Origin of the sequence: Psychromonas sp. MB-3u-54 (assembly GCF_002836415.1) — a bacterium.
GTDB lineage: Bacteria > Pseudomonadota > Gammaproteobacteria > Enterobacterales > Psychromonadaceae > Psychromonas.
Window position 1 is genome coordinate 63,104 of sequence record NZ_PJBP01000120.1, and the last position, 22,495, is coordinate 85,598.

26 protein-coding genes are annotated in these 22,495 nt (G+C 39.0%); 5 read left to right on the forward strand and 21 right to left on the reverse strand.

Annotated elements, in window-relative coordinates; all coding sequences use genetic code 11:
• Positions 1-99: 99 nt before the first annotated feature.
• Positions 100-1,281 (reverse strand): 8-amino-7-oxononanoate synthase, encoded by a 1,182-nt coding sequence (gene bioF, locus CXF72_RS08040; protein ID WP_101038446.1) that lies wholly within the window; start codon positions 1,279-1,281, stop codon positions 100-102.
• Positions 1,282-1,284: 3 nt separating this feature from the next.
• A complete protein-coding gene (bioB, locus tag CXF72_RS08045) occupies positions 1,285-2,340 on the reverse strand; it encodes a biotin synthase BioB (RefSeq protein ID WP_101038448.1) in 1,056 nt (351 codons plus the stop codon).
• Between the two features lie 315 nt (positions 2,341-2,655).
• On the opposite strand from bioB, the gene bioA reads away from it, so the two are divergent.
• The 3 genes from bioA (at position 2,656) to CXF72_RS08060 (ending at position 6,435) form a co-directional block, all read left to right on the forward strand.
• A complete protein-coding gene (gene bioA / locus CXF72_RS08050) occupies positions 2,656-3,939 on the forward strand; it encodes an adenosylmethionine--8-amino-7-oxononanoate transaminase (protein WP_101038450.1) in 1,284 nt (427 codons plus the stop codon).
• 516 nt (positions 3,940-4,455) lie between these two features.
• On the forward strand, positions 4,456-5,856 hold the full coding sequence (gene asnS / locus CXF72_RS08055; protein ID WP_101038452.1) for an asparagine--tRNA ligase: 1,401 nt from the start codon (positions 4,456-4,458) through the stop codon (positions 5,854-5,856).
• Between the two features lie 396 nt (positions 5,857-6,252).
• Positions 6,253-6,435, forward strand: a complete 183-nt coding sequence (locus CXF72_RS08060) for a DUF6435 family protein (RefSeq protein ID WP_101038454.1) — start codon at positions 6,253-6,255, stop codon at positions 6,433-6,435.
• A gap of 82 nt (positions 6,436-6,517) precedes the next feature.
• Here the strand turns inward: CXF72_RS08060 and CXF72_RS08065 are convergent, their stop codons facing one another.
• The 15 genes from CXF72_RS08065 to CXF72_RS08135 all read right to left on the reverse strand — a co-directional run bounded on the left by CXF72_RS08065 (position 6,518) and on the right by CXF72_RS08135 (position 18,607).
• The gene (locus CXF72_RS08065) at positions 6,518-7,132 is read right to left on the reverse strand and encodes an RraA family protein (RefSeq protein ID WP_101038456.1); all 615 of its coding nucleotides are present in this window, start codon (positions 7,130-7,132) and stop codon (positions 6,518-6,520) included.
• A gap of 655 nt (positions 7,133-7,787) precedes the next feature.
• The gene (locus CXF72_RS08070) at positions 7,788-8,363 is read right to left on the reverse strand and encodes a YceI family protein (protein ID WP_101038458.1); all 576 of its coding nucleotides are present in this window, start codon (positions 8,361-8,363) and stop codon (positions 7,788-7,790) included.
• A 730-nt stretch (positions 8,364-9,093) separates the two neighbouring features.
• Positions 9,094-9,417 (reverse strand): hypothetical protein, encoded by a 324-nt coding sequence (locus CXF72_RS08075; RefSeq protein ID WP_101038460.1) that lies wholly within the window; start codon positions 9,415-9,417, stop codon positions 9,094-9,096.
• A gap of 43 nt (positions 9,418-9,460) precedes the next feature.
• Complete coding sequence (locus CXF72_RS08080) at positions 9,461-10,423, reverse strand: hypothetical protein (protein WP_101038461.1); 963 nt, start codon at positions 10,421-10,423, stop codon at positions 9,461-9,463.
• A gap of 545 nt (positions 10,424-10,968) precedes the next feature.
• Positions 10,969-11,196, reverse strand: a complete 228-nt coding sequence (locus tag CXF72_RS08085; protein ID WP_101038462.1) for a hypothetical protein — start codon at positions 11,194-11,196, stop codon at positions 10,969-10,971.
• Positions 11,197-12,022: 826 nt separating this feature from the next.
• Positions 12,023-12,559 (reverse strand): GNAT family N-acetyltransferase, encoded by a 537-nt coding sequence (locus tag CXF72_RS08090; protein ID WP_101038463.1) that lies wholly within the window; start codon positions 12,557-12,559, stop codon positions 12,023-12,025.
• A 298-nt stretch (positions 12,560-12,857) separates the two neighbouring features.
• A complete protein-coding gene (locus CXF72_RS08095) occupies positions 12,858-13,283 on the reverse strand; it encodes a GNAT family N-acetyltransferase (RefSeq protein WP_101038464.1) in 426 nt (141 codons plus the stop codon).
• A gap of 91 nt (positions 13,284-13,374) precedes the next feature.
• Positions 13,375-13,683 carry a putative signal transducing protein gene (locus CXF72_RS08100; protein WP_332870225.1) on the reverse strand — a complete coding sequence of 103 codons (309 nt, stop codon included), beginning with the start codon at positions 13,681-13,683 and terminating at the stop codon, positions 13,375-13,377.
• Between the two features lie 79 nt (positions 13,684-13,762).
• Positions 13,763-13,969 (reverse strand): hypothetical protein, encoded by a 207-nt coding sequence (locus tag CXF72_RS08105; protein ID WP_101038465.1) that lies wholly within the window; start codon positions 13,967-13,969, stop codon positions 13,763-13,765.
• 118 nt (positions 13,970-14,087) lie between these two features.
• Entirely contained in the window at positions 14,088-14,258 is a 171-nt protein-coding gene (locus tag CXF72_RS20020) for a GDCCVxC domain-containing (seleno)protein (protein ID WP_269801166.1), read from the reverse strand.
• A gap of 108 nt (positions 14,259-14,366) precedes the next feature.
• The gene (locus CXF72_RS08115) at positions 14,367-14,732 is read right to left on the reverse strand and encodes an STAS/SEC14 domain-containing protein (RefSeq protein ID WP_101038466.1); all 366 of its coding nucleotides are present in this window, start codon (positions 14,730-14,732) and stop codon (positions 14,367-14,369) included.
• Between the two features lie 429 nt (positions 14,733-15,161).
• Entirely contained in the window at positions 15,162-15,728 is a 567-nt protein-coding gene (locus CXF72_RS08120) for a hypothetical protein (protein ID WP_101038467.1), read from the reverse strand.
• 68 nt (positions 15,729-15,796) lie between these two features.
• Complete coding sequence (locus tag CXF72_RS08125) at positions 15,797-16,453, reverse strand: DUF1294 domain-containing protein (RefSeq protein ID WP_101038468.1); 657 nt, start codon at positions 16,451-16,453, stop codon at positions 15,797-15,799.
• 387 nt (positions 16,454-16,840) lie between these two features.
• On the reverse strand, positions 16,841-17,887 hold the full coding sequence (locus tag CXF72_RS08130) for an NAD(P)H-dependent flavin oxidoreductase (protein ID WP_101038469.1): 1,047 nt from the start codon (positions 17,885-17,887) through the stop codon (positions 16,841-16,843).
• Between the two features lie 204 nt (positions 17,888-18,091).
• Positions 18,092-18,607 (reverse strand): hypothetical protein, encoded by a 516-nt coding sequence (locus CXF72_RS08135; protein WP_101038470.1) that lies wholly within the window; start codon positions 18,605-18,607, stop codon positions 18,092-18,094.
• A 56-nt stretch (positions 18,608-18,663) separates the two neighbouring features.
• Here CXF72_RS08135 and CXF72_RS08140 point away from each other — a divergent pair, with 56 nt between their 5' ends.
• Positions 18,664-18,915, forward strand: a complete 252-nt coding sequence (locus CXF72_RS08140) for a DNA-formamidopyrimidine glycosylase family protein (RefSeq protein ID WP_232784915.1) — start codon at positions 18,664-18,666, stop codon at positions 18,913-18,915.
• Positions 18,916-19,153: 238 nt separating this feature from the next.
• Positions 19,154-19,540 (forward strand): DUF3316 domain-containing protein, encoded by a 387-nt coding sequence (locus CXF72_RS08145; protein WP_157823216.1) that lies wholly within the window; start codon positions 19,154-19,156, stop codon positions 19,538-19,540.
• A 180-nt stretch (positions 19,541-19,720) separates the two neighbouring features.
• Here CXF72_RS08145 and CXF72_RS08150 read toward each other — a convergent pair whose 3' ends face one another.
• From CXF72_RS08150 to CXF72_RS08165, 4 genes are all read right to left on the reverse strand, one after another.
• The gene (locus CXF72_RS08150; RefSeq protein ID WP_332870226.1) at positions 19,721-20,182 is read right to left on the reverse strand and encodes a GNAT family N-acetyltransferase; all 462 of its coding nucleotides are present in this window, start codon (positions 20,180-20,182) and stop codon (positions 19,721-19,723) included.
• Positions 20,183-20,457: 275 nt separating this feature from the next.
• A complete protein-coding gene (locus tag CXF72_RS08155) occupies positions 20,458-20,877 on the reverse strand; it encodes a VOC family protein (RefSeq protein ID WP_101038473.1) in 420 nt (139 codons plus the stop codon).
• Between the two features lie 416 nt (positions 20,878-21,293).
• The gene (locus tag CXF72_RS08160; protein WP_198552535.1) at positions 21,294-21,767 is read right to left on the reverse strand and encodes a GNAT family N-acetyltransferase; all 474 of its coding nucleotides are present in this window, start codon (positions 21,765-21,767) and stop codon (positions 21,294-21,296) included.
• A 116-nt stretch (positions 21,768-21,883) separates the two neighbouring features.
• Positions 21,884-22,381: a DUF1294 domain-containing protein gene (locus CXF72_RS08165; protein ID WP_101038474.1), complete on the reverse strand. Its 498-nt coding sequence runs from the start codon at positions 22,379-22,381 to the stop codon at positions 21,884-21,886.
• Positions 22,382-22,495 lie beyond the last annotated feature (114 nt).

The following is a 22,495-nucleotide window of genomic DNA, read 5'->3' on the forward strand; positions in this document are numbered from 1 at the left end:
CAGACTATTATCTGTCATTAAGCGCTCTATATATTGTGTTCACTGTTAAGGCGTTAGCTACCCGTATTTTATCTATTTTAAACTTCACACTATTTGTTATTAAGATTTCTTATTAAGCACCCTGTATATTGCATTCACTAACTGCACAACATCATTCTCTTCATGATTCACTGTTAATGTAATTCTTAACCGGGCGGTTCCAACAGGCACAGTGGGAGGACGAATAGCAGTCGTCCAAAATCCAAGGGTTTTTAATTTATCCGCTATGCGCAGCGTTTTAATACTGTCTCCAATAATAATAGGCTGAATGGCCGTTCGCGAATCGGCAAGGCTAATACCCAAGTTTGTCGCTGTCTTTCTAAAGGTGGTTATTAACATTTGCAATTTATCACGCCGCCAATCCTGTGTTTCTGCCATTTTAACCGCGGCAGTAATAGTATAAGCCATCGCAGGAGGAAGGCCGGTGCTGTAAATATAGGGTTTAGAGAAATTATTTATATAGTTTATCAAGTCTTTACTGCCCGCAACAAAAGCGCCACCAACCCCTAACGCTTTGCCAAAGGTTGCCATATAGATTTGTAAGTTATTATTGGCAATACCACAAGCCTGCGCACTGCCTTTGCCATTTTCACCTACGACCCCTAAGCCGTGAGCATCATCAATCATTAACCAGGCATCGTATTTTTTAGCTGTTGCATGCAAAGTCTTAACCGGGGCGGTATCACCGTCCATGCTAAAGACACCTTCACTGATAATTAACTTATTGGCATCAAGTCTACTGCTCTTATTGCTAATACTTAACAAGCTTTCCAAATGATCCATATTATTGTGCTTAAAACGTCGCATTGTACAATCGGATAAAAGCGCGGCTTCCATTAAGGAGGCATGATTAAGCTTATCTTGAAATAACAGATCCGGTTTTTTCAGAAGCAGTTTTATAATCGCCTGATTAGCCGAATAACCGGAGCTAAACAGGGCAACGGATTCAACCCCTAGCCATAATTTAAGCTGATCACAAAGTTCTTGATGTGCTTGGTTAAACCCGGTCACCAGATAAGAGCCGCCACTGCCTATACCGTAAAGCTCAGCCCCCTTTTGCCAGGCTTTAATAAGATCAGGATCAGCGGCCATTCCTAAATAATCATTACTGGAAAAGTTTAAATAGGTTTTATCGGCTACCCGAAGCAAACGGCCCTGTGCGCCAGACATAGTGGTTGCAGAACGATACAACCCCTGCTGATGGCGCTCTGCTAGTTGCTCATTGATAAAATTAAAAGCCATGGTTTATGCTTTACTGGTCGCATCAAAAAACAGCTCATCTTTTTCATTAAAACGTACAATCGCGGCATCCACCTTTTTTTCAGCTTCAGAGGGCGAAAAATTAATCGCTTCTTTATTTATTCCCAATTTTTCAAATAAACGCGTATCTGAGTTTTCATCGGGATTTGCAGTAGTTAATAGTTTACAGCCGTAAAATATTGAATTGGCACCGGCCATAAAGCATAAGGCTTGGGTTTGTTCATTCATATCATCACGGCCCGCAGATAAGCGCACGTGAGACTTAGGCATTAAGATACGTGCGATGGCGATGGTTTTAATAAAAGTAAAATCATCAAGATCGTCAGCATTTTCAAGTGGAGTGCCTTTTACCTTGACTAATTTATTAATAGGCACACTTTCAGGTTGCTGAGGCAGATTGGCCAATTGTACCAATAAACCAGAACGGTCCGAGCCCCCTTCCCCTAAACCAACTATCCCGCCACTACAGACTTTCATACCAGAATTACGCACATTCTCCAGCGTATCAAGACGATCCTGATAGGTGCGGGTGGTAATGATTTTGTCATAATATTCAGGTGAGGTATCTAAGTTATGATTGTAATAATCTAAACCGGCATCGGAAAGCTGTTCAGCCTGATCGTTATCTAACATCCCTAGTGTCATACATGACTCAAGGCCTAATGATCTCACCTCTTTTATCATCTCCAGTAAATAAGGCATATCCCTTTGTTTAGGATTTTTCCATGCAGCGCCCATACAAAAACGGGTTGAGCCAGTAGCTTTTGCTTCTTTAGCCGCCTTAACCACCTTGGCAACTTCAATTAACTGTTCTTTTGCAAGCCCGGTATTATAACGTGCACTTTGCGGGCAATATTTACAGTCTTCAGGACAAGCCCCGGTTTTAATCGATAGGAGAGTACTTACTTGTACTTCGTTTACAGGGAAATTTGCCCGGTGCGTTGTTTGCGCTTGAAAAACCAGATCCATAAACGGCATTTCAAACAGTTGATCAACTTCTGCAACCGTCCAGTTTTGGCGAATTTTTGTGTTATTTGTCATTTATTTAGTTTCCTTTGAGGTGTCTGTAAACGGTAATGCAAACAATTGATCAACTTTTAAAACCGTTCTATTTAAGCGAATTATTATGGTATTGATCATTTATTTAGTTTCCTTTGAGGTGTCTCTAAACGGTAATACAAACAGTTGTTCAATTTTCGAAACCGTTGGATTTGAGCGAATTCTGCTGGTATTGATCATTTAGTTCCCTCTATTGTCTTTAATTGCCTATAAAATATTTGGTTAGTTTAATGTGGAAAGATACACTGTCAACTTTTACACCATTATATCTTTACATCTGACTAATAAGTGAGCGTTATGAGCCTTGACCTGCAATATGATAATAAACATTTATGGCATCCCTATACCTCAATGATTAATCCACTGCCCTGTTACGCTGTTGTTTCGGCAGATAAATGCTTATTGACCCTGGATAACGGCAAACAATTAATTGATGGCATGTCATCCTGGTGGGCGTGTTTATTTGGTTATAATGTGCCGGAATTAAATACTGCCGCAAAGCTGCAAATAGATAAAATGTCCCACGTTATGTTTGGCGGTTTAACCCATCAGCCCGCTATCGATTTGGCTAAAAAATTAGTGGCAATCACCCCAGCCGGATTGGAGAAAGTTTTTTTATCGGATTCGGGCAGCGTCAGTGTCGAAGTGGCTTTGAAAATGGCATTGCAGTATTGGCACGCATTAGAAAAACCTAAAAGCCAATTTTTAACCGTGCGCAATGGTTATCATGGGGATACTTTCGGGGCAATGAGTGTGACCGACCCGGAAGGCTCTATGCATGAGTTATATCATGACTTTTTAGCCAAACAGATATTTGCCCCTCAACCCGGCATTGCCTTTGACCAACCCTGGGATGCCGCCGCACTTGATGACATAACTCTGCTGGTTGAAAACAATCATGCCAATATTGCGGCTATTATTCTTGAACCTATAGTACAAGGCGCGGGCGGCATGTATTTTTACCACAGTGAGTATTTAAAAGGTGTTCGTGCGCTTTGTGATAAATATGAGCTGTTGCTGATTGCCGATGAAATTGCGACGGGTTTTGGCCGTACCGGTAAACTCTTTGCCTGTGAACATGCCGATATCAGTCCCGATATCATCTGTGTAGGTAAAGCCATTACCGGCGGTTATATGAGTTTAGCGGCGACTTTAGCCACTTCCGAAATAGCCGAAACCATCAGCCGCGGTAAAGCAGGGGTATTTATGCACGGGCCAACCTTTATGGGTAATCCGCTTGCCTGTGCCGTGGCCAATGCAAATATTGACAAACTCTTAACCTTCGACTGGCAAAGCACAGTATTAAACATTGAAGCCAACTTAAAGCGTTATCTCGCTCCCTGTGAAAAACTTGCACAAGTGCAGTCGGTTCGAGTGCTCGGTGCAATAGGCGTTGTAGAGCTTAAAAAAGCCGTCGATGTCGCCATAGTGCAGAAAAAGTTTGTTGAACTTGGTGTGTGGATACGCCCCTTTGGCAAGCTGATTTATATTATGCCTCCCTATATTATTAGCTCAGAGCAGTTACAACTCTTGTGCCACGCCATTTACAGCATAGTCAGTGAAGAAGCCTGTGACCTGTGATTGGTAATAAATGGGGAATGATAGCAAACGCATTAAATTTACGCTCACAAAGCCGTCGGGATGATTTTGAAGAGTAAATAGGTAGGGTGCATTCGATGCACCGCGAACAGGCATCGAATGCACCCCACGAGCTATGCGTTTGTTGTCATGGTTCGTCTAGTTGGCTCAAATAAGACTGCCATTAAATTGAGGATCAATTTTTTCAAAGGAAAAATGAGGAGTGATTAGCTCATTATTAATAAACTGTTGGTTCGTTATCTATTACCGAACGACAAAGTGCAGCAAATAAAGTGTAATAAAACCACTTCCGCATTGTTAAGTAAGAAATAAAGAGTAATTAGCTCATTATTAATAATGAGTTGGTTCGTTCTCTATAAAGCACGGCAAATAAAGTGTAATAAAACGACTGCATTATTTAAGGATAGACTTGTATCTACGCCTAGCCTAGGTAATATATGCCCCTACTATTTTTAAAGTTAAATCACTGCCAATGGTGATTACGGAGCACTAATTCTAATGTCAAAAACAGCGATTGTTGAAATATTCAACAGTAAATTCCCGATCGGTACAGAAGTAACAGTTCAAGGCTGGATTCGTACTCGTCGCGATTCAAAAGCCGGTATTTCTTTTTTAGCTATTTATGATGGTTCATGTTTTGACCCTATCCAGGCTGTTGTTCCTGCCGCATTAGAAAATTACAGCGCTGAAGTGCTCAATTTGACCGCCGGTTGTTCTGTTCAAGTAACGGGCGAGTTAGTCGAAAGCCCGGGGAAAGGTCAACAATTTGAAATTCAGGCAACACAGGTTGAAGTATTAGGTTTTGTTCAGGATCCTGATACCTACCCAATGTCTGCAAAACGTCACAGCATTGAATATATGCGCGAGCATGCACACCTTCGCGCACGTACCAATATGTTTGGTGCGGTGACACGGGTTCGTAACTGCCTGTCACATGCGATGCACAACTTCTTTTATGAAAAAGGTTTTAACTGGATCAGTACTCCAATCATTACCGGCAGTGATGCTGAAGGCGCCGGCGAAATGTTCCGCGTCAGCACCCTGGATTTAGAAAATTTACCGAAAAATGATACTGGTGCGATTGATTATAAAAAAGACTTTTTTGGTAAAGAAACGTTCTTAACGGTATCGGGGCAGTTAAATGCAGAAACCTATGCCTGCGCCTTAAGCAAGGTATACACTTTCGGTCCAACTTTCCGGGCAGAAAATTCCCATACAACACGCCATCTGGCAGAGTTTTGGATGGTTGAACCTGAAATTGCCTTTGCAGATTTAGCCGATGCGGCACAACTTGCTGAAGATATGCTTAAATATGTCTTTAATGCTGTATTAACTGAACGTGCCGATGACATGGCTTTCTTTGCGCAACGTGTCGATAAAGAAGCCATTACGCGTTTAGAAAAAATAGTCAGTTCAGAATTCGTGCGCATGGATTACACCGACGCGATTGAAATATTGCAAAACTGCGGTAAAAAATTCGAATTCCCCGTTGCATGGGGCGTCGATTTACAATCTGAGCATGAACGTTACCTTGCTGAAGTGCATGTTGGTGCGCCGGTTATTTTACAAAACTACCCGAAAGATATTAAAGCCTTCTACATGAAATTAAACGCAGACGGCAAAACCGTTGCTGCAATGGATGTATTAGCACCGGGCATTGGTGAAATTATTGGAGGCAGTCAGCGTGAAGAAGACTTAGTCGCGCTGGATAAACGTTTTGACGAAATGGGCATCAACAAAGAAGATTACAGCTGGTACCGTGATCTGCGTAAATACGGCACCGTGCCGCATGCAGGTTTTGGTCTCGGTTTTGAACGCTTGGTTTCCTATGTGACCGGTGTGCAAAATATTCGCGATGTGATCGCCTTCCCGCGTGCGCCGGGCAGTGCAGATTTCTAAGCTTGAATATTCATTTATAATAAAAAAAGCCAGCGTTAATCGCTGGCTTTTTTTATGCTCAATTTATTTAAGATAATAATAAGTTAACTGTTTTGGGAGGTGCGACATTGGCCCTGCTATCGACAGGTGGTAATATCTGTTTAAAAATACAGTCCCAATATTTAAAAATCCATTAATCAGATTTCCGGGACGAATGCATAAAAATCATCCACCAGTAAAAAATCCGCTGACACACTTCAATCCGCATTGTTATAAAATATAGACTCCTATTTCGTTAGACACTACTGATTCAAATATATTTAAGCGTCCTGTTATTTTTTTTATTTCTAAAAACTATAAACCAATATGACAATTGAAACGTATCTATGACAACAGAAAAACTAAACGGAGTAATTCATGTTTTCAATATTTAAATCTGACCCGACAAAAAAATTAAATAAACTGCTCGCTATAAAGCTGGAGCAGGCAATGCAGGCGCAAAGAAATGGTGACATAAAAACCTATTCTGAGCTAAGTGCAGAGGCCGAGAAAATAGACAAACAGATTTTGGAAATAGAAGCACAAAAAACAAAACTGTAACCTGTTTGTAGAATTTCTCCGTTTTTATAAATTTATAAAAAACGCGTTATTCTACAGCATTAATACTTTGCTAAGCCGCTGGTTAGGCTTTTTTAGCAGCTTCGATTGCTTGTTGTACTTTCAACCTGTGGCCCGCTTCCCAATCAGCCAGCGTCATGCTATTTTCTAACTCCACTTTTGCTTTCGCCGCCTGATATGTTGCCAGCGCTTTGGTTTTTGGAATAACAGCAATACCTTCGATATCTGCCACTATAATGTCTCCGGTGCAAACTTTTACTCCGCCACAAGTGATAGGGGAACCTAATTCGAAATACTGTTGCTTTCTGCCTGGAACAGGAAATACGCCCTTGGCATAAACCGGAAAGCCCATTGCGGTTATTTCACCTAAATCCCGAATCACGCCGTCAATAACAAAGCCTTTAATACCCCGTTTTTTAGCGATTGCACAGACATTACCACCAGCAACAGCATTTTTACTGTCTACACCATCAACGACCAAGATTGAGCCTTTAGGCGCTTCATATATTGCACAGTGGAGCATTAAATGATCGCCTGAAGCCAATTGAACCGTATAAGCGGGTCCTGATATCGGTTTCATGCCCTGAAAAAGAGGACGTATCGCTATATCAATAAATTGATCTCGACCTAATATGTTCCCATATTCAGTTGTTGCTAGTGTTGAAAAATCTGGTTCCATTTTGATCCCATTATTAAATTGAGTGCCTGATAAACCTTGCTTACGATTTTTGGTTTTTGGAAAAATGACTACAACGGTATCACCCGATTGACTTGTCTTGTTATATTGATGGGAGTATCTGTGATTGATTGCAGATTTTGTCTTGTTATATTAATGGGAGTATCGGTGATTGATTGCTGATTTTGTCTTGTTATATTAATGGGAGTATCGGTGATTGATTGCTGATTTTGTCTTGTTATATTGGAGGGAGTATCGGTGATTGATGGCAGATTTTGTCTTGTTATATTGGAGGGAGTATCGGTGATTGATTGCTGATTTTGTCTTGTTATATTGGTGGGAGTATCGGTGATTGATTGCTGATTTTGTCTTGTTATATTGTGGGAGTATCGGTGATTGATTGCTGATTTTGTCTTGTTATATTGGTGGGAGTATCGGTGATTGATTGCTGATTTTGTCTTGTTATATTAATGGGAGTATCGATGATTGATTACTGATTTTGTCTTGTTATATTGATGGAAGTATCGGTGATTGATTGCTGATTTTATATTGCGGCATAGCTGGGGAGTGAAACTAGTTGATAGTCATTAATTTTATAACTCCCCCGGAACTTGAGGAAGTTAATCGTTTTAGTCCTTTAAAACATGATTGAGATCGTTTACTTCTTGAAGATAAAGTTATAGGTAACCGGTACTGCTGTACTGATTGATGGTAAGCTTGCCACTGTACGCAGCATCTCTATTCCTTCTGCCAGTCCGTAGTCATTAGCACTAAGGATAAAAGGTTTTAGAGAAGTAACCAGCAATCTTTCACCGCTTAGCTTAGTAACTTGAACATCGCTTGTTATTTCACGTGACACTCCGTGAAGAGAAAGATTAAATTTAACGGATTCAATATAAGTATCACCCGCATTTAATTCTGACAATTTATTCACATTAACAGAGCCACTAATTTTTGCTTCCATAAAATCAGATGTTTCAAATAGAATTGCTTTCATTCTTTCATTACGGACATCTACATTTGTTTCAATACTGCCAAGATCAATATTTACCATCACTTCTCCAGCATCATTAATTGAACCATTAATTTTACTGAAGCTGTGAACCTCACCTACTGTTGATTTCTTAACCGAAACAACGTTAAGAGTTGATTCGCTTTCCTGTAGTTCCCATTGTGCAAATGCACTGGGTGATAAACATACCAATAGTAATGCTATTATCGAAACACCTTTCATAAATCAATCTCCAATTAAATTTTAGTTAACTTGCAAAATAAACCCAACATATGCGAACAACCTAATGATTTTATAGAATTTTTCATCTTCAGCTGATCTGCGCGGCACAGGTTAATTTACATTTCATTAACATTCAACTGGCTCCTTTAGAACCAAAAGTTATAATCAATAAATTAAAAGTATATACCATATCCCATACCTTAGTTTATATAACCACTTAATTTTAAATGTTATTTTATTTTCAGATGCTCAAAACATGAAAATAAATTAGCCATATTGTGTGCAGAATGGCAGGTATAGAAGAATTACAAAATAACAAAGCGGTTGCTATGCAGCTAAATATTTCAGCTAAATTAGTTTGATAATAGTGTCATCGCCGGAATGATTTGATGGCTAAAATCCGATATGAATAGATTCGAAAGTAGTGTCTTCGCTGCAATAGTATAATGGCTAAAATTCGACATAAAATTGTCTAAGTGATGCAAAACGATCCGATACACCGAATTTACTTCAAGCGATAGGTATTGAATAATGAAGCGCTTCAGCATGTTATTGACCTTGCAGCCGGTATGAACTTAGTAGGCAGGTGAACGCGTCATGAACGGCATCAAATTGACTAAAAATGGAAGATCGAACAACGAAATCAACACTTTCAGTATTGCGATTACGGTGCTATTGGATCATCAAACTGTTCTGACTATTGTTATGCACAACACAACTATGTACAACACTACAATAGCCTTGCCACTTTTACTGCGGCAGAGCTCGCCTTTTTTATCGTCTTCGCTACCTGGTTAATTCTTTTGCTGACATCATCAATTGACTGTTTTGCATCTTTTGCGGCTTGTGTCAGCAGATTCAATTGATCAATTGCAGCCATTAGCTCAGGTGTATTTTCCAGTAGCGTTTTATGGGCCAATTCCGATGCTAGAATATTGAGCTTATCCCGTTCTCTGCGCACATCACTCTGCTGATCACCTTCAAGCAAAGGCCAAAGATTGTTTAAGGCGTTAATTGCTTTGTTTAATTCAGACAACTTACATAATTTAGACATAATTTATCTCCTAATAATTTGTTTTTTAGCGATTTGAGCTGGATTATTGACAAATAATACCTTTCTCATCATCGGATATTATCTTTGTTTCACAGTTCTGCATAAGTTCTTCCAGATCGTCAAAATTATTATGGACAGTTTTTATATTTTTAATAGAGTTAGCTATATTTTGGCTACTAAAACGATTTTTTTTCAGTTCCTCCGTCAATATGCTATGCGCTTTCATGACAGATAAGATTGATTGTTGGGCTTGAATTACCGTTGCCGTTGCGGATTCCATAGCGATATATTTTTCATAGATCTCATCCAGCATCATTTTTTTGGTCGCGAATGAAAGCCTATCGGTCTGTGTATTGTAATCAGAAAAATATCCAGCCAACTCATTTCCCTTCATGGTATACAAACGCCCTTCTATTACGCCCTTCAGTAATTGATCATTTATTATATCCCCTATAATTTGCACGCTGGGATCTGCTGCTATGATAATTTCCTTAAGTGCTTTCCCTCTTTTGTACTCAACGTAATAACGAGAAATTTCTGTAATAACCCGGCTTATCTTGCCACTGTTTTCTGCGCTTATTAAATCGCTTTCGGTTTCTTGGAGTGTCTTATATTGCTCATTCATTCCCTTAAGCGATTTTGACAATTTCAGACCCGCCAATGCCAATTCTTCACGCGAACCCGCATTAGCTAAATCGGATAAAGACGTTGCATAGCCTCCAAGTGCATTATTGGCTTTGTATAATGCGAAGTTTGTTTTGTCCGAACCCCGAATAATAATATTTTTAATCGGATCCATATCTGATCTGACATATTTCTTATTTGACTGAGCCATAGCAACTAGTTTGTCATTAACATTGGCTTTATTATAATCACTTATTACTGCGTCGATTTTACTGGTTACACCCGCAGCAGCAATGCCAAAAGCATCAATATTGCCCGTGGGTGTCGCTGTACAACCTGACAAAATAAGGACTGCGAAAGATAAAGTGGGAACTATTCTCATCTAATTTCTCCTTTACGTTTTAATACAACAGAGTGACTCTCTGCCTTTATTATTTTCAGCCTGTTTGCTTAAAACCAAATAACATTTTATTGACATTAAATGGCTTATTTTATTTTTAATAACGGGCAGAATAAATTGAGTGATAAATCGGTTTATTAAGCCATGTCGGCAACGAAGCGGACAACGAGGTTTAGTGTCTATTTCGCAGACCAGTACAATACGCCTTACTAAATAAAGTGAATAAGCAAACCGGGTAATCTTTAACATCACCAATAGTGATAGGCTGTTGTACTACCGTTATTGCAGTTGTCATCAAAAATACTTAATTCAAATGATTCCCGACAACATGTGAAAGCGTATATTCAAATTTGTAGGGCATTATTTGCTGCGTAAAGTCGATAGAAATGAATTTACTTTGACAGGATAAATCGGGTTTGCTCTGAGCTGCAGACCGTAGCGAAGTTGCGAAGCTTGTCGTATTATGCAACAAACGCCCCCCCCCGCAGGCTCATCGCATCTGTCAGGCGTGATTCGCACGGTAAAAATCACTCATTTTCACCTGTAGGCTCAGGGTGCAGTGTAGACAACCTTTTCCTACTTGCATCATATGACATGGGTTTTTCATTACGTAAAAGATCCACCATATAACTTGCTTCTTTATAGTCGAGGTCTCTAATCACATCCGCGCCCCCGCCATCGTAATACACTGCTATGCTGGTTTTACCACCAACGTTATGAAAAACGGCATAATGTGTTAATGTTTTTCTAGCCATGACGATCTCCTTTCTGTTTTATGATTTATGATTAATCTATTTTTCCTGCAGAATAGACTTCTGTACGTTTCACTAGAGGTGCTACAAATCTTTCACCATGCCCTTTAACAATAGATGGTATATAGAAAAATTGTATTATTTTATCTTGGGATCTGTTCATAATTCGCCCCCCGCTTACTCATCTTTTTCCATTGATTATTTTTACCATTCACTCAAAAAATTTAACGCTTTTTTTGGCCGATATATTGTTCAAGCAATTTATTTAACATCAATGATGCTGACCCAATTAAAGGGAAATACATCGATAAGCCCAAGGATGTTTGTGATTTAAATTTTTTGAATCCCTGCACACATGTTAGCCATGTTCCCGTGCAAGGAAAGGCAACAATAAAAACAGCGGATGCAATGATGGAAATGGCTGATGAAATGGAGGTCAGTCCGTTGTTATAATCGATGATTTAGTTATCCGTAGGATGCATTCTATGCACCGCAAGCAGGAAATCGGTGCGCGGAGCGCACCCTACGAGCTTAGTATTTATCGGTAGGGGATTCTATGCACCACAAGCAGCAGCAACAGGTGCGCTAAGCGCACCCTATGAGCTTGGTATTAGCCATGAACCCGCATAAGGAAAGGCTACAATAAAAAGCAAAGACAATGTAAATAGCTTGTAAGAAAATATCTGATTAAATCTGGGAAACAGCCCATTGCTATAACCTATGCTTTAGTTATTATAGCTAGGGTGCATTCTATGGACTGCAAGCAGTGCAACTCGGTATAGGCAGTGTACCCTACGAGCTTATTTTTTTTATTTCAAAAGCTTAAAAATCAGATCGCTAAATCTTGCCTTGTTACGCTTTCTTGTTGTGCTCTTAGGTAATCCACCACTTTCACTTGAAAGGAGACATTCGAATAGAATTGCTTGAGCAGATTGATAGCAGGAATATCAGTGCGCTCCATCAACGGCACTGCACGGCCGGTGGCAACCACATAAGCATGCACATCACGATGACGTGCCAACATGGGTTCAATCATATCTTTATACAAAGCATTTGCCAGCAAGGTGGCATAACCTTTATTACGGTGTTCATGGACAGTCACAAAATGAATCACACCCAAATCCTGATATGTAATACCTTGATGATGCACAATTTTATCAGGAGAGGCTTCGTAATTTTCAAGGAGAGCATAACCAACTAACTGCTGATCAGCATAAAGTTTAATGATTTCGGCCTGAGTGCCATGGCGCAGTTCATCATGTTTAGTTAACCAGTCAAACACGTACCACATCTTCATGTTGTCATTACCTAAGGCAAGTAACTCATGCGCACAGGTTTTGACATTACAGTGCTCAAATCTAAGCATCAACCACCTCTTTGACTCTTTGCAGACCAGTTAAGCTTAAGCTCATGGAGCCAAGGTATAATAAAAAATATTTTTGAGCGAATGACACAGAACGTCCTTGTACACAATAAAAGAGGAGATATTCGCATAATATCTCCAAGCTTGTCACTCTTTATTCTTTGCGTTTAAACAACATATTTCAATGCTGCCTGCGTGAATATCTGACGCCTTAGCCACCAGCGGTCCAGTTGATGCGGCTTTTATTTTCAACAAAAAGCGCGACAAGGGTATCAAGTCGGAAGGCAGCAACTTATCGGTTTTATTTAAGCAGACCAGATTTAACAGCCAGCGGTTGATTTTGAAAAATGGCCATTGCCGTGGTCATAAACTTAAAACCCAGACCAAGATAAAACCCTTCTTTACCCGGCTTCGCGTACATGATTATTTTGCTATGCCCACTAGATGCATCAATCAGTTTATTAACAAGTTGCTTACCCACCCCTCTACCTTGGTATTCAGGATGAATGACAACATCACAAATGTAAGCGCAATCTGCACCATCAGCTAATGCTCTGCCAGCACCAATGAGTTTCCCAGAATCCATCACAATAAACTTGAACAAGCTGCTATTGAACACGAGCTCTAAATGTTTTGCTGACTTTTGACCAAGAGGTGCGATACGAAAAAGTTCGGATAATTCATTCCAATCTATTTCATTAAAATTGCTCGACCATGTAAATTCCACTGTAACTCCCTGATTAAATTATAATATAGCTGGCTAAAAAATTGAGCGGAGCAAAAACAGCCAGGGTATTTTGTCCCGCTTGAATGACTTATTATGCGTTTTCACACTGACAGTTCCAGCATATTTCAAAAGAAGGATCATTTTTCTCAGAACAATTTTTACAAATCCAATCACTCTTTTGACTACTGCTCTGCGATGATGTTGCGATTTCCAGTGCACGATCAAAATCTGAATCGTCATAAACCCAAACTTCAGGCCAAGCATCGAAGGGTGATATTTCCCCCATCGCCCCCTGCGCAAATTCATTTTTAATAAATGTATTTATTTCTTGCGCCTCAATGAGGTTTTTTACATTGTTCACAAGAAAATGACTTTCGTTGGTATAAACCATCTTCATCATTGAATACTCAATCGAGGCTATAAGCGACGCAGGCGTGGTGAATATTTTGCCGGTTTTTATGTTTGCAAAAACGAATAAACTACAACCTTATAAAATACGGTATTGCGACTAAAATAATACCCACGACAAGTAACATTAAAACGCTGGTCATAAAATAGGGAAAAACAATAAGCGCTAATCCTGCGCATAGGGGAACAATTGCTCTTTGCTTTTTACCATACATTAAAAATCCCATCCCTATACTGCTAAACAAAATACTCCAAATAATGATTGATGAACTGGCCATTTAAAAACTCCTACTTATATTGAATGCTACATCACACTGCAAACACTGACGCCCAGGTTGCTTTTGATTTTAGCAAACGGCAACCATGATGCGTTAGTGATTTGACTTATAATCTGTTTTACGACGAACAACAAGCGCTCGAACCTTGCTGAATTGGCGGACATGGAATAATTGGCGGACATGAAATAGCGCCATAAGAACAAAAAACACAACAATCACCTTTCTTAGCTTTAAGTAGCACGCCACAACCATTGCACTTATAAAACCACTGGCAAGCATTAACAGGCATTTTTCTGTTTCTTTATGCCCGCACTGAGGCATCTAATAGTCGAGTCTAAAATTATTTCCATCGCTAGGCTTCCTTATTTGATGGTTTTGGGAAAGTGCATAGTGCATTCTATTCTTTGACCCATCTCCAGGCATCTTGTAAGCGACTTAATTCAAAATGCTTTTCACTTACACCGACTAATTTCCCAAAGGGACTGTCTGCCGCCACCAGCCATGCCAACTTTTTACTTTCGGAAACAATAGCGAGTTTATTGATGTTTTTAAAGTGTTTGAATATCCACTTCAAGTCTTGATAGGCGACATCAAGCCCAAAATTAATTTTTCCATCCAACACAACTAAAATATTGATCTGCTCATGTTCTTCAATCAACTTATTAAACACCTCGAACCATTGATTTTCTTGTTCAAGATCTATTTTTCCAGAGACGTTGATCCCTATGGTAGCACCTTCACTTTCGGGTAATTTTCTGATCATCTTTTATTCCTCTCTTTCATGGGGAGTTTTCAGCAATGTAGTGACTTCAACAAGTCGTTATGCGCACGTTTAAACGACTTGAGAATTCCCTTACAGATAACGCGTTACCCACCAGCCGATAAGTTGGTTCTCTTTTCTTAGAAAACAGTGAAGGCTGGACAACCAATCATTTCTTGAAATTCTATGGTAATAAAAAACGCCCCTTATCGCCAAATATGATCGCGTATTTGTAGTATTACGCCACAGAAAAACATTTTAAAGGGTGCTGAATTCAATAATGAGTATTTTAGTATCAGCATGCTTTAGCAAGGTGCGACTTTGACCGAGAGATTGTTAATAGTGACTTTTAATAATGCAGCATTTTCTGTCATTTGTTTTTGCCCGATATCCAACGCACGACAAGCAGTAATGCGATTGACTTCTTATGTATTATTCCTGGTAAAGCGTGTATTTGACTGAACTACTAACCGATGAATCCCTTGAACCCTCTTTAATTTTGTAGAGATTGTATGTTTCTGTGAAAGGGAGTGCCAGCACTTGAGTAACCATTTGACTCGCCATATGCTCAAACTCCTTAGCGACTAGATTTGTTGCACTTTCTTCGACCACACTCCCTCCTTTATACTTAAGTTCGAAACGAATCTCGTATCCATCAGCTTTTGGCAATTCAATTAATTGATGGCTCATATTTGGACCTACTTTCATCCATTCAACACCGGCAACACTTGGGTGTTTATACTTAGTGCCATTAACAACAGCATAAAGTTGAATATCAATATTTTCATTAGCAGGAAATAGCTTAATGTCTTCAATTAGCAACAATACCCTTGAATCTATTGTTGCTTTAGATTTAGATACAGCAGAAGACTCAGCGATTGATCCTCTTGGAGCAAACACCGCTATCGATATGGAGACGATAATCCCGGCAAATATCCCTGTTTTTGCCCATATCGGATAAGAATTAATAAATTTCAGAAATGTTTCAAATGATTCCATATGTTCTCCTATCGTTTATATGTGACGTATTGTTCGCCGTTCAACTCTTGTTAGCCATTCAACTCTTGTTAGCCATTCAACAACGGTAAAATCATATTATGAAGAAGGTGTTGGCCTTGAGCGGTATACAGTACTAGTAAGACACCTACATTCAAGAAGACAGTTATCCGATAAGTTTTTATAAATTCATTCTTGCTTGTCTTGTGACGCAATTTTTTTTGAGCGAACAAAGCGCCAGGCCACCCACCAATGAGAGAAAAGAAATGTAATGTTGCTTCAGGTGTCCTCCAACTATTATTTTGAGCTGAGTATTTATCCTTTGCGTACACAAGGATAGTCATCAAACTGATCATAATATATGCAAAACCCACAATGACAGGCACCTTACCGTTAAATATCGAGATTAATAATCCAATGCAGAAAAGCACTGTGAGTACAGAACCGAGTATATTGCTTTTTCTTTTATTTCTATTATTAGTGCGATGCGCGCCATTTCGACCCTTTGCGCTATTAATATCGCGGGAAAATTTAATATTCTTAGCTTTATAGCGGTTATTATTTTCGCTAACGAGTTCATAGGTAATGATTTCACCATTCACTGGCCTACGAGAAGAAGGATTAAAAGCTTTAATATGAACAAAAGCACGAACACCACCACCATTGGGTTCGACAAAACCAAATCCTTTGTCATCATTCCAATTTGTCACTTTACCCTGAAGCTTCATGTATCCCCTTAAATTTGATGGCTAACGCCGCCTGAAGTAGTTTCTTATAATGTATGACGAAGCGAAACCTAAGCAACTGTTTTAGCTTCATTTAAATGCCTTGTTGAACAAAGCCGCTTTAGGGAATAAAAACCGTTATCGAGCCTGCAAAAACAAGGTATCCCCAATTATAGCTGCCTTTACGCGGAGCAGCGCCTCTATGCCCTCTGTGATAAAACTTTTAAGTTTGTTACAAAAAACACTTCATCATAAAAACGAATAAGCTTATTTAAGTCCGAAGGCACTAGTGGAAAACATCACGCAGCAAATAACAGCGTATATTCTGCTTTTCTTTTTGTCTTTAGCAAAAACCTCAACAGCCATATTGCGTCAGATTGATTTACTTTGTTAACACTTGGCAGCAAGCCGTAATGTTAACTCCTTTGCAGAAATTTCTTTACAGCCGGAAATGTTTTGTCCGCTCCATAAGGGTGAAAAATCATCAACACCTAACTTTTCAAAATGACCTCGTAATTGCGTCATTTCAATGGAAGCGTAAGGAAAATCGGGCGCGAAAGCACTTATGTAACCAAGCTCTTTGATCGCCCGATTAACAATGCCGCGTGCCGGCCTACCTGAAAAAATATTCGTAATAGCGGTATGCTGAGATTTGGAATGCTTTAGTGCTGAACGATGTAATTGCGATGTTTTTGCTTCTGTACACAACAAATAAGTTGTACCAATTTGCACCGCACCGGCGCCAAGCAATAAAGCGGCTTGCACTCCTTGACTATCAGCTATACCACCCGCCGCGATCACGGGCACGCTTACTTTATTGACAATTTGAGGGACTAAAGCTGACATCCCTACTTGAGTAGAAATATCATCGGAAAAAAACATTGCCCTGTGCCCTCCCGCTTCTAAACCTTGAGCAATTATCCCATCCACACCTTTAGATTCTAACCACAATGCTTCTTTAATGGTTGTGGCAGAAGAAACAACTTTAGTTCCCCAGCTTTTTACTCGAGCAAGTAATTCCCTATCGGGAAGACCAAAATGAAAACTAATAAATTCAGGGTGAAATGATTCAATTGCATCCGCCACATCATGATTAAAGGGTATTCGCGTTGCGCTATTGGGCAGGCTCTCACACTCAACACCCAACTCTGTAAAATACGGATTTAATTGAGCTTGCCATTTTGATTGCTTTTTTTGATCATAGTCAGGCATCTCATGACAGAAGAAATTAAGGTTATAGGGTTTATCCGTTGCCTTCTTAATTAGCTGAATTTCACCGATAACTTTATCAATACTGAGCATTCCACAGGGTAATGAGCCTAAGCCACCAGCCTGACAGACAGCAATAGTTAAGCGACTATCTTGAACCCCTGCCATTGGTGACTGGATAATAGGAAAATCAGTGTCAAATAAACGTTTAATATTTTCTCTACGCATCAATAATTTCCTTTAGAGTACAGCAACCGTTATACGGCGATGTTTAACGACTTGTCAGGCGGTTATTTTACAATACGTAGTTCATAGCAAGTTGTATTGTAGCGGTGAGTAAAAAACAAGATAATGCAAAATGAAAGACCTGCCCCAGTGGCTAGTCTTAATTTTTCCTACGCATATAAGATCACATCTTTAATACATTTGTCATTAATCTCGCCTTTTCCTGCTCAGATCTCTGGCTAAGATCAACGACAAACCGATCATCTGTAAAAAAATAGACCAGTTTCGTAAACGCGATATCTGCTTTTTTAATACCATCTCCAGCTCAGCCAACCCCAAGTTAAGAAAGTATTTAGCGTCTATTTTTTCCCGTAAATCATCTTGATAGTTATTAATTTTAAAATCTAATTGCTCAATATTAGCTAACATGGCAACAGAGATTTCCTGATGCAGATAAGTTTTCAGTAATCTTGAAAATTGCAGTGCAACATTCGGCTGCAGATCACCCTGGTTTAATAACAGATATAACGTTTCACGCTTTCTCTCCATTCCTTCTATCTGTACCCAGAAGAGATCTATCTCTTTATTATTTCTGGCGGCCTGAGCAGACAGTATATTAAGCTGCTGATCCTTACCTTCAATAATAAAGTGTGTCACTAATGCAGATGAAATATTTAATAACAGACCAATTAATACAACTAACCACGTAGGTAAACCAAGCATAGATTCTCTCCAAAGAGTCAGTACACTGAGAATATTAGTGCAAAGAGAAAATTATTATGCCTGAATTACCGGAAGTAGAAACCAGCAGAAAAGGGATCAGCCCGCATCTTATTAATAAATCCGTACAGGATACCCTGCTCATGCATACTCAACTGCGCAGGAAAATACCGCAGAGTTTATTCTCGGACATTAAAGATAAAATTTTACTTTCAATCGATCGCCGCGCTAAATACCTGCTGTTCAACTTTAGCATCGGCACACTGTTAATTCATCTGGCATGTCCGGCAGTTTACGAATTTTCCCCTTAGATAACCCGCCAAAAAAACATGACCATGTCGATCTAGCTTTTACCAATTGTTTATTGTCATGAGGGCCAGGTCTTTATCGAAACGAAAGACCTCCCCCTATCAGTGCCCCCTATGACACCAGAGCCCCCTCTATATTTCATATTTTTATGCCACTTTTTGTTAAATTTTTTTATTCTATTTAATCACAAGTTAGTACTATACTTATTAAAGTATTAATCAGCTAATGAGGGGGAATGAAATGAAAACAATGAATACAATGACAAAAAGCCTAGTGATGGCACTTTCACTTTTTTTACTTAGTGTTAATGCTTATGCTGCAAAAGCTCTACCTGGTTATAATCATACTACTAACAATAAGACACTCCATATGCCGACAGTTGATACCAAAGAACAGGCTTATTCTATTGGGTTCCAAGAATTAGAGCGCTTGAAAAACATGCATGAAGGGGCAAAATTAAGTGATCAACTTAGGCTCATCTTCAATGATAAAAGAGAAAAGGACAGTGTGACGCTAGAAGAGTCTAATGTTACCGTTCAAGAGTTAATGAATGAGGAAGGCGAGATAGTTTATAGAGGCATGGTTAATGTCATTTATCACTATAATGTCAAATCAGATTCTAATTAACAGCTGATTGGATAAAGGTATTAATTGCTCGTTTCAGGGTAAGGAGCGGGCAAGAAAACCAATTAAAACTTACTGCTATATAAAATTACTACGGCAACTTACCTAAACTTAACGCCTTAAACACAGAAACTAAAGAAAAACCTACAAAATCGTGTTGATCGCTTTGATATATCGGTGACGCTAACTTACTATTTTCTTTGACATATTATAACCAGAAATAGCAAAACCAATTTCTTGGTATAGCTTTAAAGCTCTTTGATTTTGGTACGCAACTCGTAATTTTATTTGCTCAATACCTATCGATTTCAATTGTGACTCAAGCGCTGAAATAGCTGATTTACCATAACCATTATTGCGACTATTTGAGAAAATGAAGAAGTCATAAATAAACGTCGATTTGCCATCTGTATTAATCGAATGCCATAAGTAGCCAACCAATTCTGAATCCGACTCGATGCACAACAATTCATGTTCGTTAGTTTCCAATCCATTAGGAAAACTAAGAAGAAGATCTTGTTTCGCTAATTCGACAGCCCTATCCATTGAGTGACCATAATTCTCAGCAATTTCACGACTGTAATCATCAATGAAATAGTCACAATATGCAGGATACTCACTATAAGTCATCGGTCTGAGTTTAATCCTTTAAAACGATGAACTTAAAAAACGATACCAACGAGGCTGTAGAATTACTCTTTCAGCCAAATTCCATTAAAAAACGAGCTCCTATAACACAGCCTAAGCTATTTAAAGTGCTTAGGTAATGCATTTGCAACTCCCAAATACGGCTTAAATTTCAAAAAAAGAGTTATTCTACAACCTCATCGCCTTAAGCGGACTAAATTATTGGTTTTAATGTATAGCGAAGCGAAACTGAGCCAACTGTTTTAGTTGCGTTGAAATGCATTATTATACCTTTATTCGTATAAAAACTTCTCGCTGAAATTTTCGCTACTATACTCGATTAACTCCCACTCGAACCCAAAACCATCAAAGAAATACAACCTGTTACGGTGTTTTTCCATGGGAGTTTCAATACTTCGTTTGTACCCATATTTCACTAAATCACTTTCGACTTTCAGAAGGTCATCAACAACAATTGCGATATGATTAACACCATAGTTCTTATATGTTTTCCGCGGGCTATCAGGATCTGAATCTAAATGCGGCTCCTGAAGAGCAAAATAATATTCGTCATTACCAATGTGAGCCCAACGATAACTAGAAGATGATTTTACATCCTTTCTTACTTTGAAATCAGGCGCGACTATTTGAATAAATTTGATCGCTTCATCTATATTTGGAACTGTGATATTTAAATGTTCAATTTTCGACACTAATAACTCCTGACACCTCACTAAGAGGCAAATAATAGTTGCTTAAAACAAGCGACGAAGGAGCAATAACCAACTGTTATTTGTCCTTTTGAGTGACTTGTCAGGTGAAAATTGCTTGATTGACATGCCTAATCAAATCTCGATCGTCTCAGCGTTTGCAGCATTCCATACTTGATTGGATTCAAACGCCATGCGGTTAAGGATCGCTTTATGCCTATCCTTAATTCTGACTTTACTGCTTATATCCCCCACATGAATGAAGGGGCTTTACGCGCTAAGATGGTAAACTCCGCTTCAGATAGGCATCGTTAACTGGCGCGTGGCTTAGTCTTATTTTTGCGTTTTTTCTTTTTGCGGTTTTTATTTTTAAAAAATGATGACCACCGTTATGCGTCCGCGTTAACGACTTGTTACCTTTATATACTTACATTGCGCGCTATCATTAAAACTTCATCAGCTGAATAAAGGTTTTTAATTGTTGTTTCGATTTCAGCGCCCAACGTTTCTTTGTAAAGTTGCTGCGCAAAATTATCCGCACGCGTTGTCACCATAATGTGCTTTAGCGTCGAACCATTCAATAACAACTGATTTTTGACTAAGGGAAGTGATTCATTAATCAATTTACGACCAATCCCCTGTCCTTGAAAATTTGGCAATACCGCGAGTTGCTCAAGCTCAATAACAGCCTCAGGACGGAAACCACTTTTTTGAACCCAAATTATATAGCCAACCACTTCTCCATTTTTTTCAGCAACAAAGTTCAAGAACCGAGGAAATGCATTAAAGTTGCATTGTATCCATTCAAGTGAGTTTTTCTGTCTTATGAAGGCTAATTGATGGATGCTAGCTGCACCTTCTAAATCAGATTTTTCCATGAATCTAATTTTCATATAAGCCCCTACCTCGTAATAAACATAACGCCGCATTAAGCCGACTAAAATTATTGGTTGTAAGGTGTACTAAGCGGAAGCTAACCAACTGTTTTAGTTGTGTTTAAATGCCATTGTTAGCTTTCTCGTATATAAAACGTATCACTTTCATAATAAAGATAATGATCATTACGAAAGCTGAATAGAAACAAAGCTGACTTGCGAACATACTGGTAATCGACATTGTTCGTTATATAATTTTTCAGATTATTAGTACTACTCCGCAACATATTAGCGCCGGAATGAGTATGCATTCCAACAATCAATGAGACATTTATTAGTACCGTAAACATAAAAGCTGCCCGAAAACTTTGCTTTTTACTTTTATGACGGAGTTTTTGTTGAGCAACTATCGCTCCAGGCCAGCCAAAAAGTAATGAGTACATATGGAGTGTACTCTCAGATGTACGCCATTCATCATTCTGAGCAGCCCGTTTATCTTTTGCATAAATAAAAAAAGTTAAAGTGCTCGCGATAACGTATATCAAAAATATAATTGGTGGTAAGTATCCAAGATAAAATGATCCACCTAAAGCAATCGTTAAAACGTAAATTGGTAAATAGTTAAAGTTCATAGGTTCTCTGAAAAGCTAACGCCCGCATAAACTGCGGAGCGAGTTGGCGCACTTTTTTGCGCCTTTTGTGTTTTGCAAAAAATGCGACAGCTTGCGGAGTCAGATTTGATGCGC

Excerpts from the sequence above, each read along its gene's own strand:
- bioF (WP_101038446.1), bottom strand. The coding sequence starts at position 1,281 with ATGGCTTTTAATTTTATCAATGAGCAACTAGCAGAGCGCCATCAGCAG.
- bioB (WP_101038448.1), bottom strand. The coding sequence starts at position 2,340 with ATGACAAATAACACAAAAATTCGCCAAAACTGGACGGTTGCAGAAGTT.
- bioA (WP_101038450.1), top strand. The coding sequence starts at position 2,656 with ATGAGCCTTGACCTGCAATATGATAATAAACATTTATGGCATCCCTAT.
- asnS (WP_101038452.1), top strand. The coding sequence starts at position 4,456 with ATGTCAAAAACAGCGATTGTTGAAATATTCAACAGTAAATTCCCGATC.
- CXF72_RS08060 (WP_101038454.1), top strand. The coding sequence starts at position 6,253 with ATGTTTTCAATATTTAAATCTGACCCGACAAAAAAATTAAATAAACTG.
- CXF72_RS08065 (WP_101038456.1), bottom strand. The coding sequence starts at position 7,132 with ATGGAACCAGATTTTTCAACACTAGCAACAACTGAATATGGGAACATA.
- CXF72_RS08070 (WP_101038458.1), bottom strand. The coding sequence starts at position 8,363 with ATGAAAGGTGTTTCGATAATAGCATTACTATTGGTATGTTTATCACCC.
- CXF72_RS08075 (WP_101038460.1), bottom strand. The coding sequence starts at position 9,417 with ATGTCTAAATTATGTAAGTTGTCTGAATTAAACAAAGCAATTAACGCC.
- CXF72_RS08080 (WP_101038461.1), bottom strand. The coding sequence starts at position 10,423 with ATGAGAATAGTTCCCACTTTATCTTTCGCAGTCCTTATTTTGTCAGGT.
- CXF72_RS08085 (WP_101038462.1), bottom strand. The coding sequence starts at position 11,196 with ATGGCTAGAAAAACATTAACACATTATGCCGTTTTTCATAACGTTGGT.
- CXF72_RS08090 (WP_101038463.1), bottom strand. The coding sequence starts at position 12,559 with ATGCTTAGATTTGAGCACTGTAATGTCAAAACCTGTGCGCATGAGTTA.
- CXF72_RS08100 (WP_332870225.1), bottom strand. The coding sequence starts at position 13,683 with ATGATGAAGATGGTTTATACCAACGAAAGTCATTTTCTTGTGAACAAT.
- CXF72_RS08105 (WP_101038465.1), bottom strand. The coding sequence starts at position 13,969 with ATGGCCAGTTCATCAATCATTATTTGGAGTATTTTGTTTAGCAGTATA.
- CXF72_RS20020 (WP_269801166.1), bottom strand. The coding sequence starts at position 14,258 with ATGCCTGTTAATGCTTGCCAGTGGTTTTATAAGTGCAATGGTTGTGGC.
- CXF72_RS08115 (WP_101038466.1), bottom strand. The coding sequence starts at position 14,732 with ATGATCAGAAAATTACCCGAAAGTGAAGGTGCTACCATAGGGATCAAC.
- CXF72_RS08120 (WP_101038467.1), bottom strand. The coding sequence starts at position 15,728 with ATGGAATCATTTGAAACATTTCTGAAATTTATTAATTCTTATCCGATA.
- CXF72_RS08125 (WP_101038468.1), bottom strand. The coding sequence starts at position 16,453 with ATGAAGCTTCAGGGTAAAGTGACAAATTGGAATGATGACAAAGGATTT.
- CXF72_RS08130 (WP_101038469.1), bottom strand. The coding sequence starts at position 17,887 with ATGCGTAGAGAAAATATTAAACGTTTATTTGACACTGATTTTCCTATT.
- CXF72_RS08135 (WP_101038470.1), bottom strand. The coding sequence starts at position 18,607 with ATGCTTGGTTTACCTACGTGGTTAGTTGTATTAATTGGTCTGTTATTA.
- CXF72_RS08140 (WP_232784915.1), top strand. The coding sequence starts at position 18,664 with ATGCCTGAATTACCGGAAGTAGAAACCAGCAGAAAAGGGATCAGCCCG.
- CXF72_RS08145 (WP_157823216.1), top strand. The coding sequence starts at position 19,154 with ATGAAAACAATGAATACAATGACAAAAAGCCTAGTGATGGCACTTTCA.
- CXF72_RS08160 (WP_198552535.1), bottom strand. The coding sequence starts at position 21,767 with ATGAAAATTAGATTCATGGAAAAATCTGATTTAGAAGGTGCAGCTAGC.
- CXF72_RS08165 (WP_101038474.1), bottom strand. The coding sequence starts at position 22,381 with ATGAACTTTAACTATTTACCAATTTACGTTTTAACGATTGCTTTAGGT.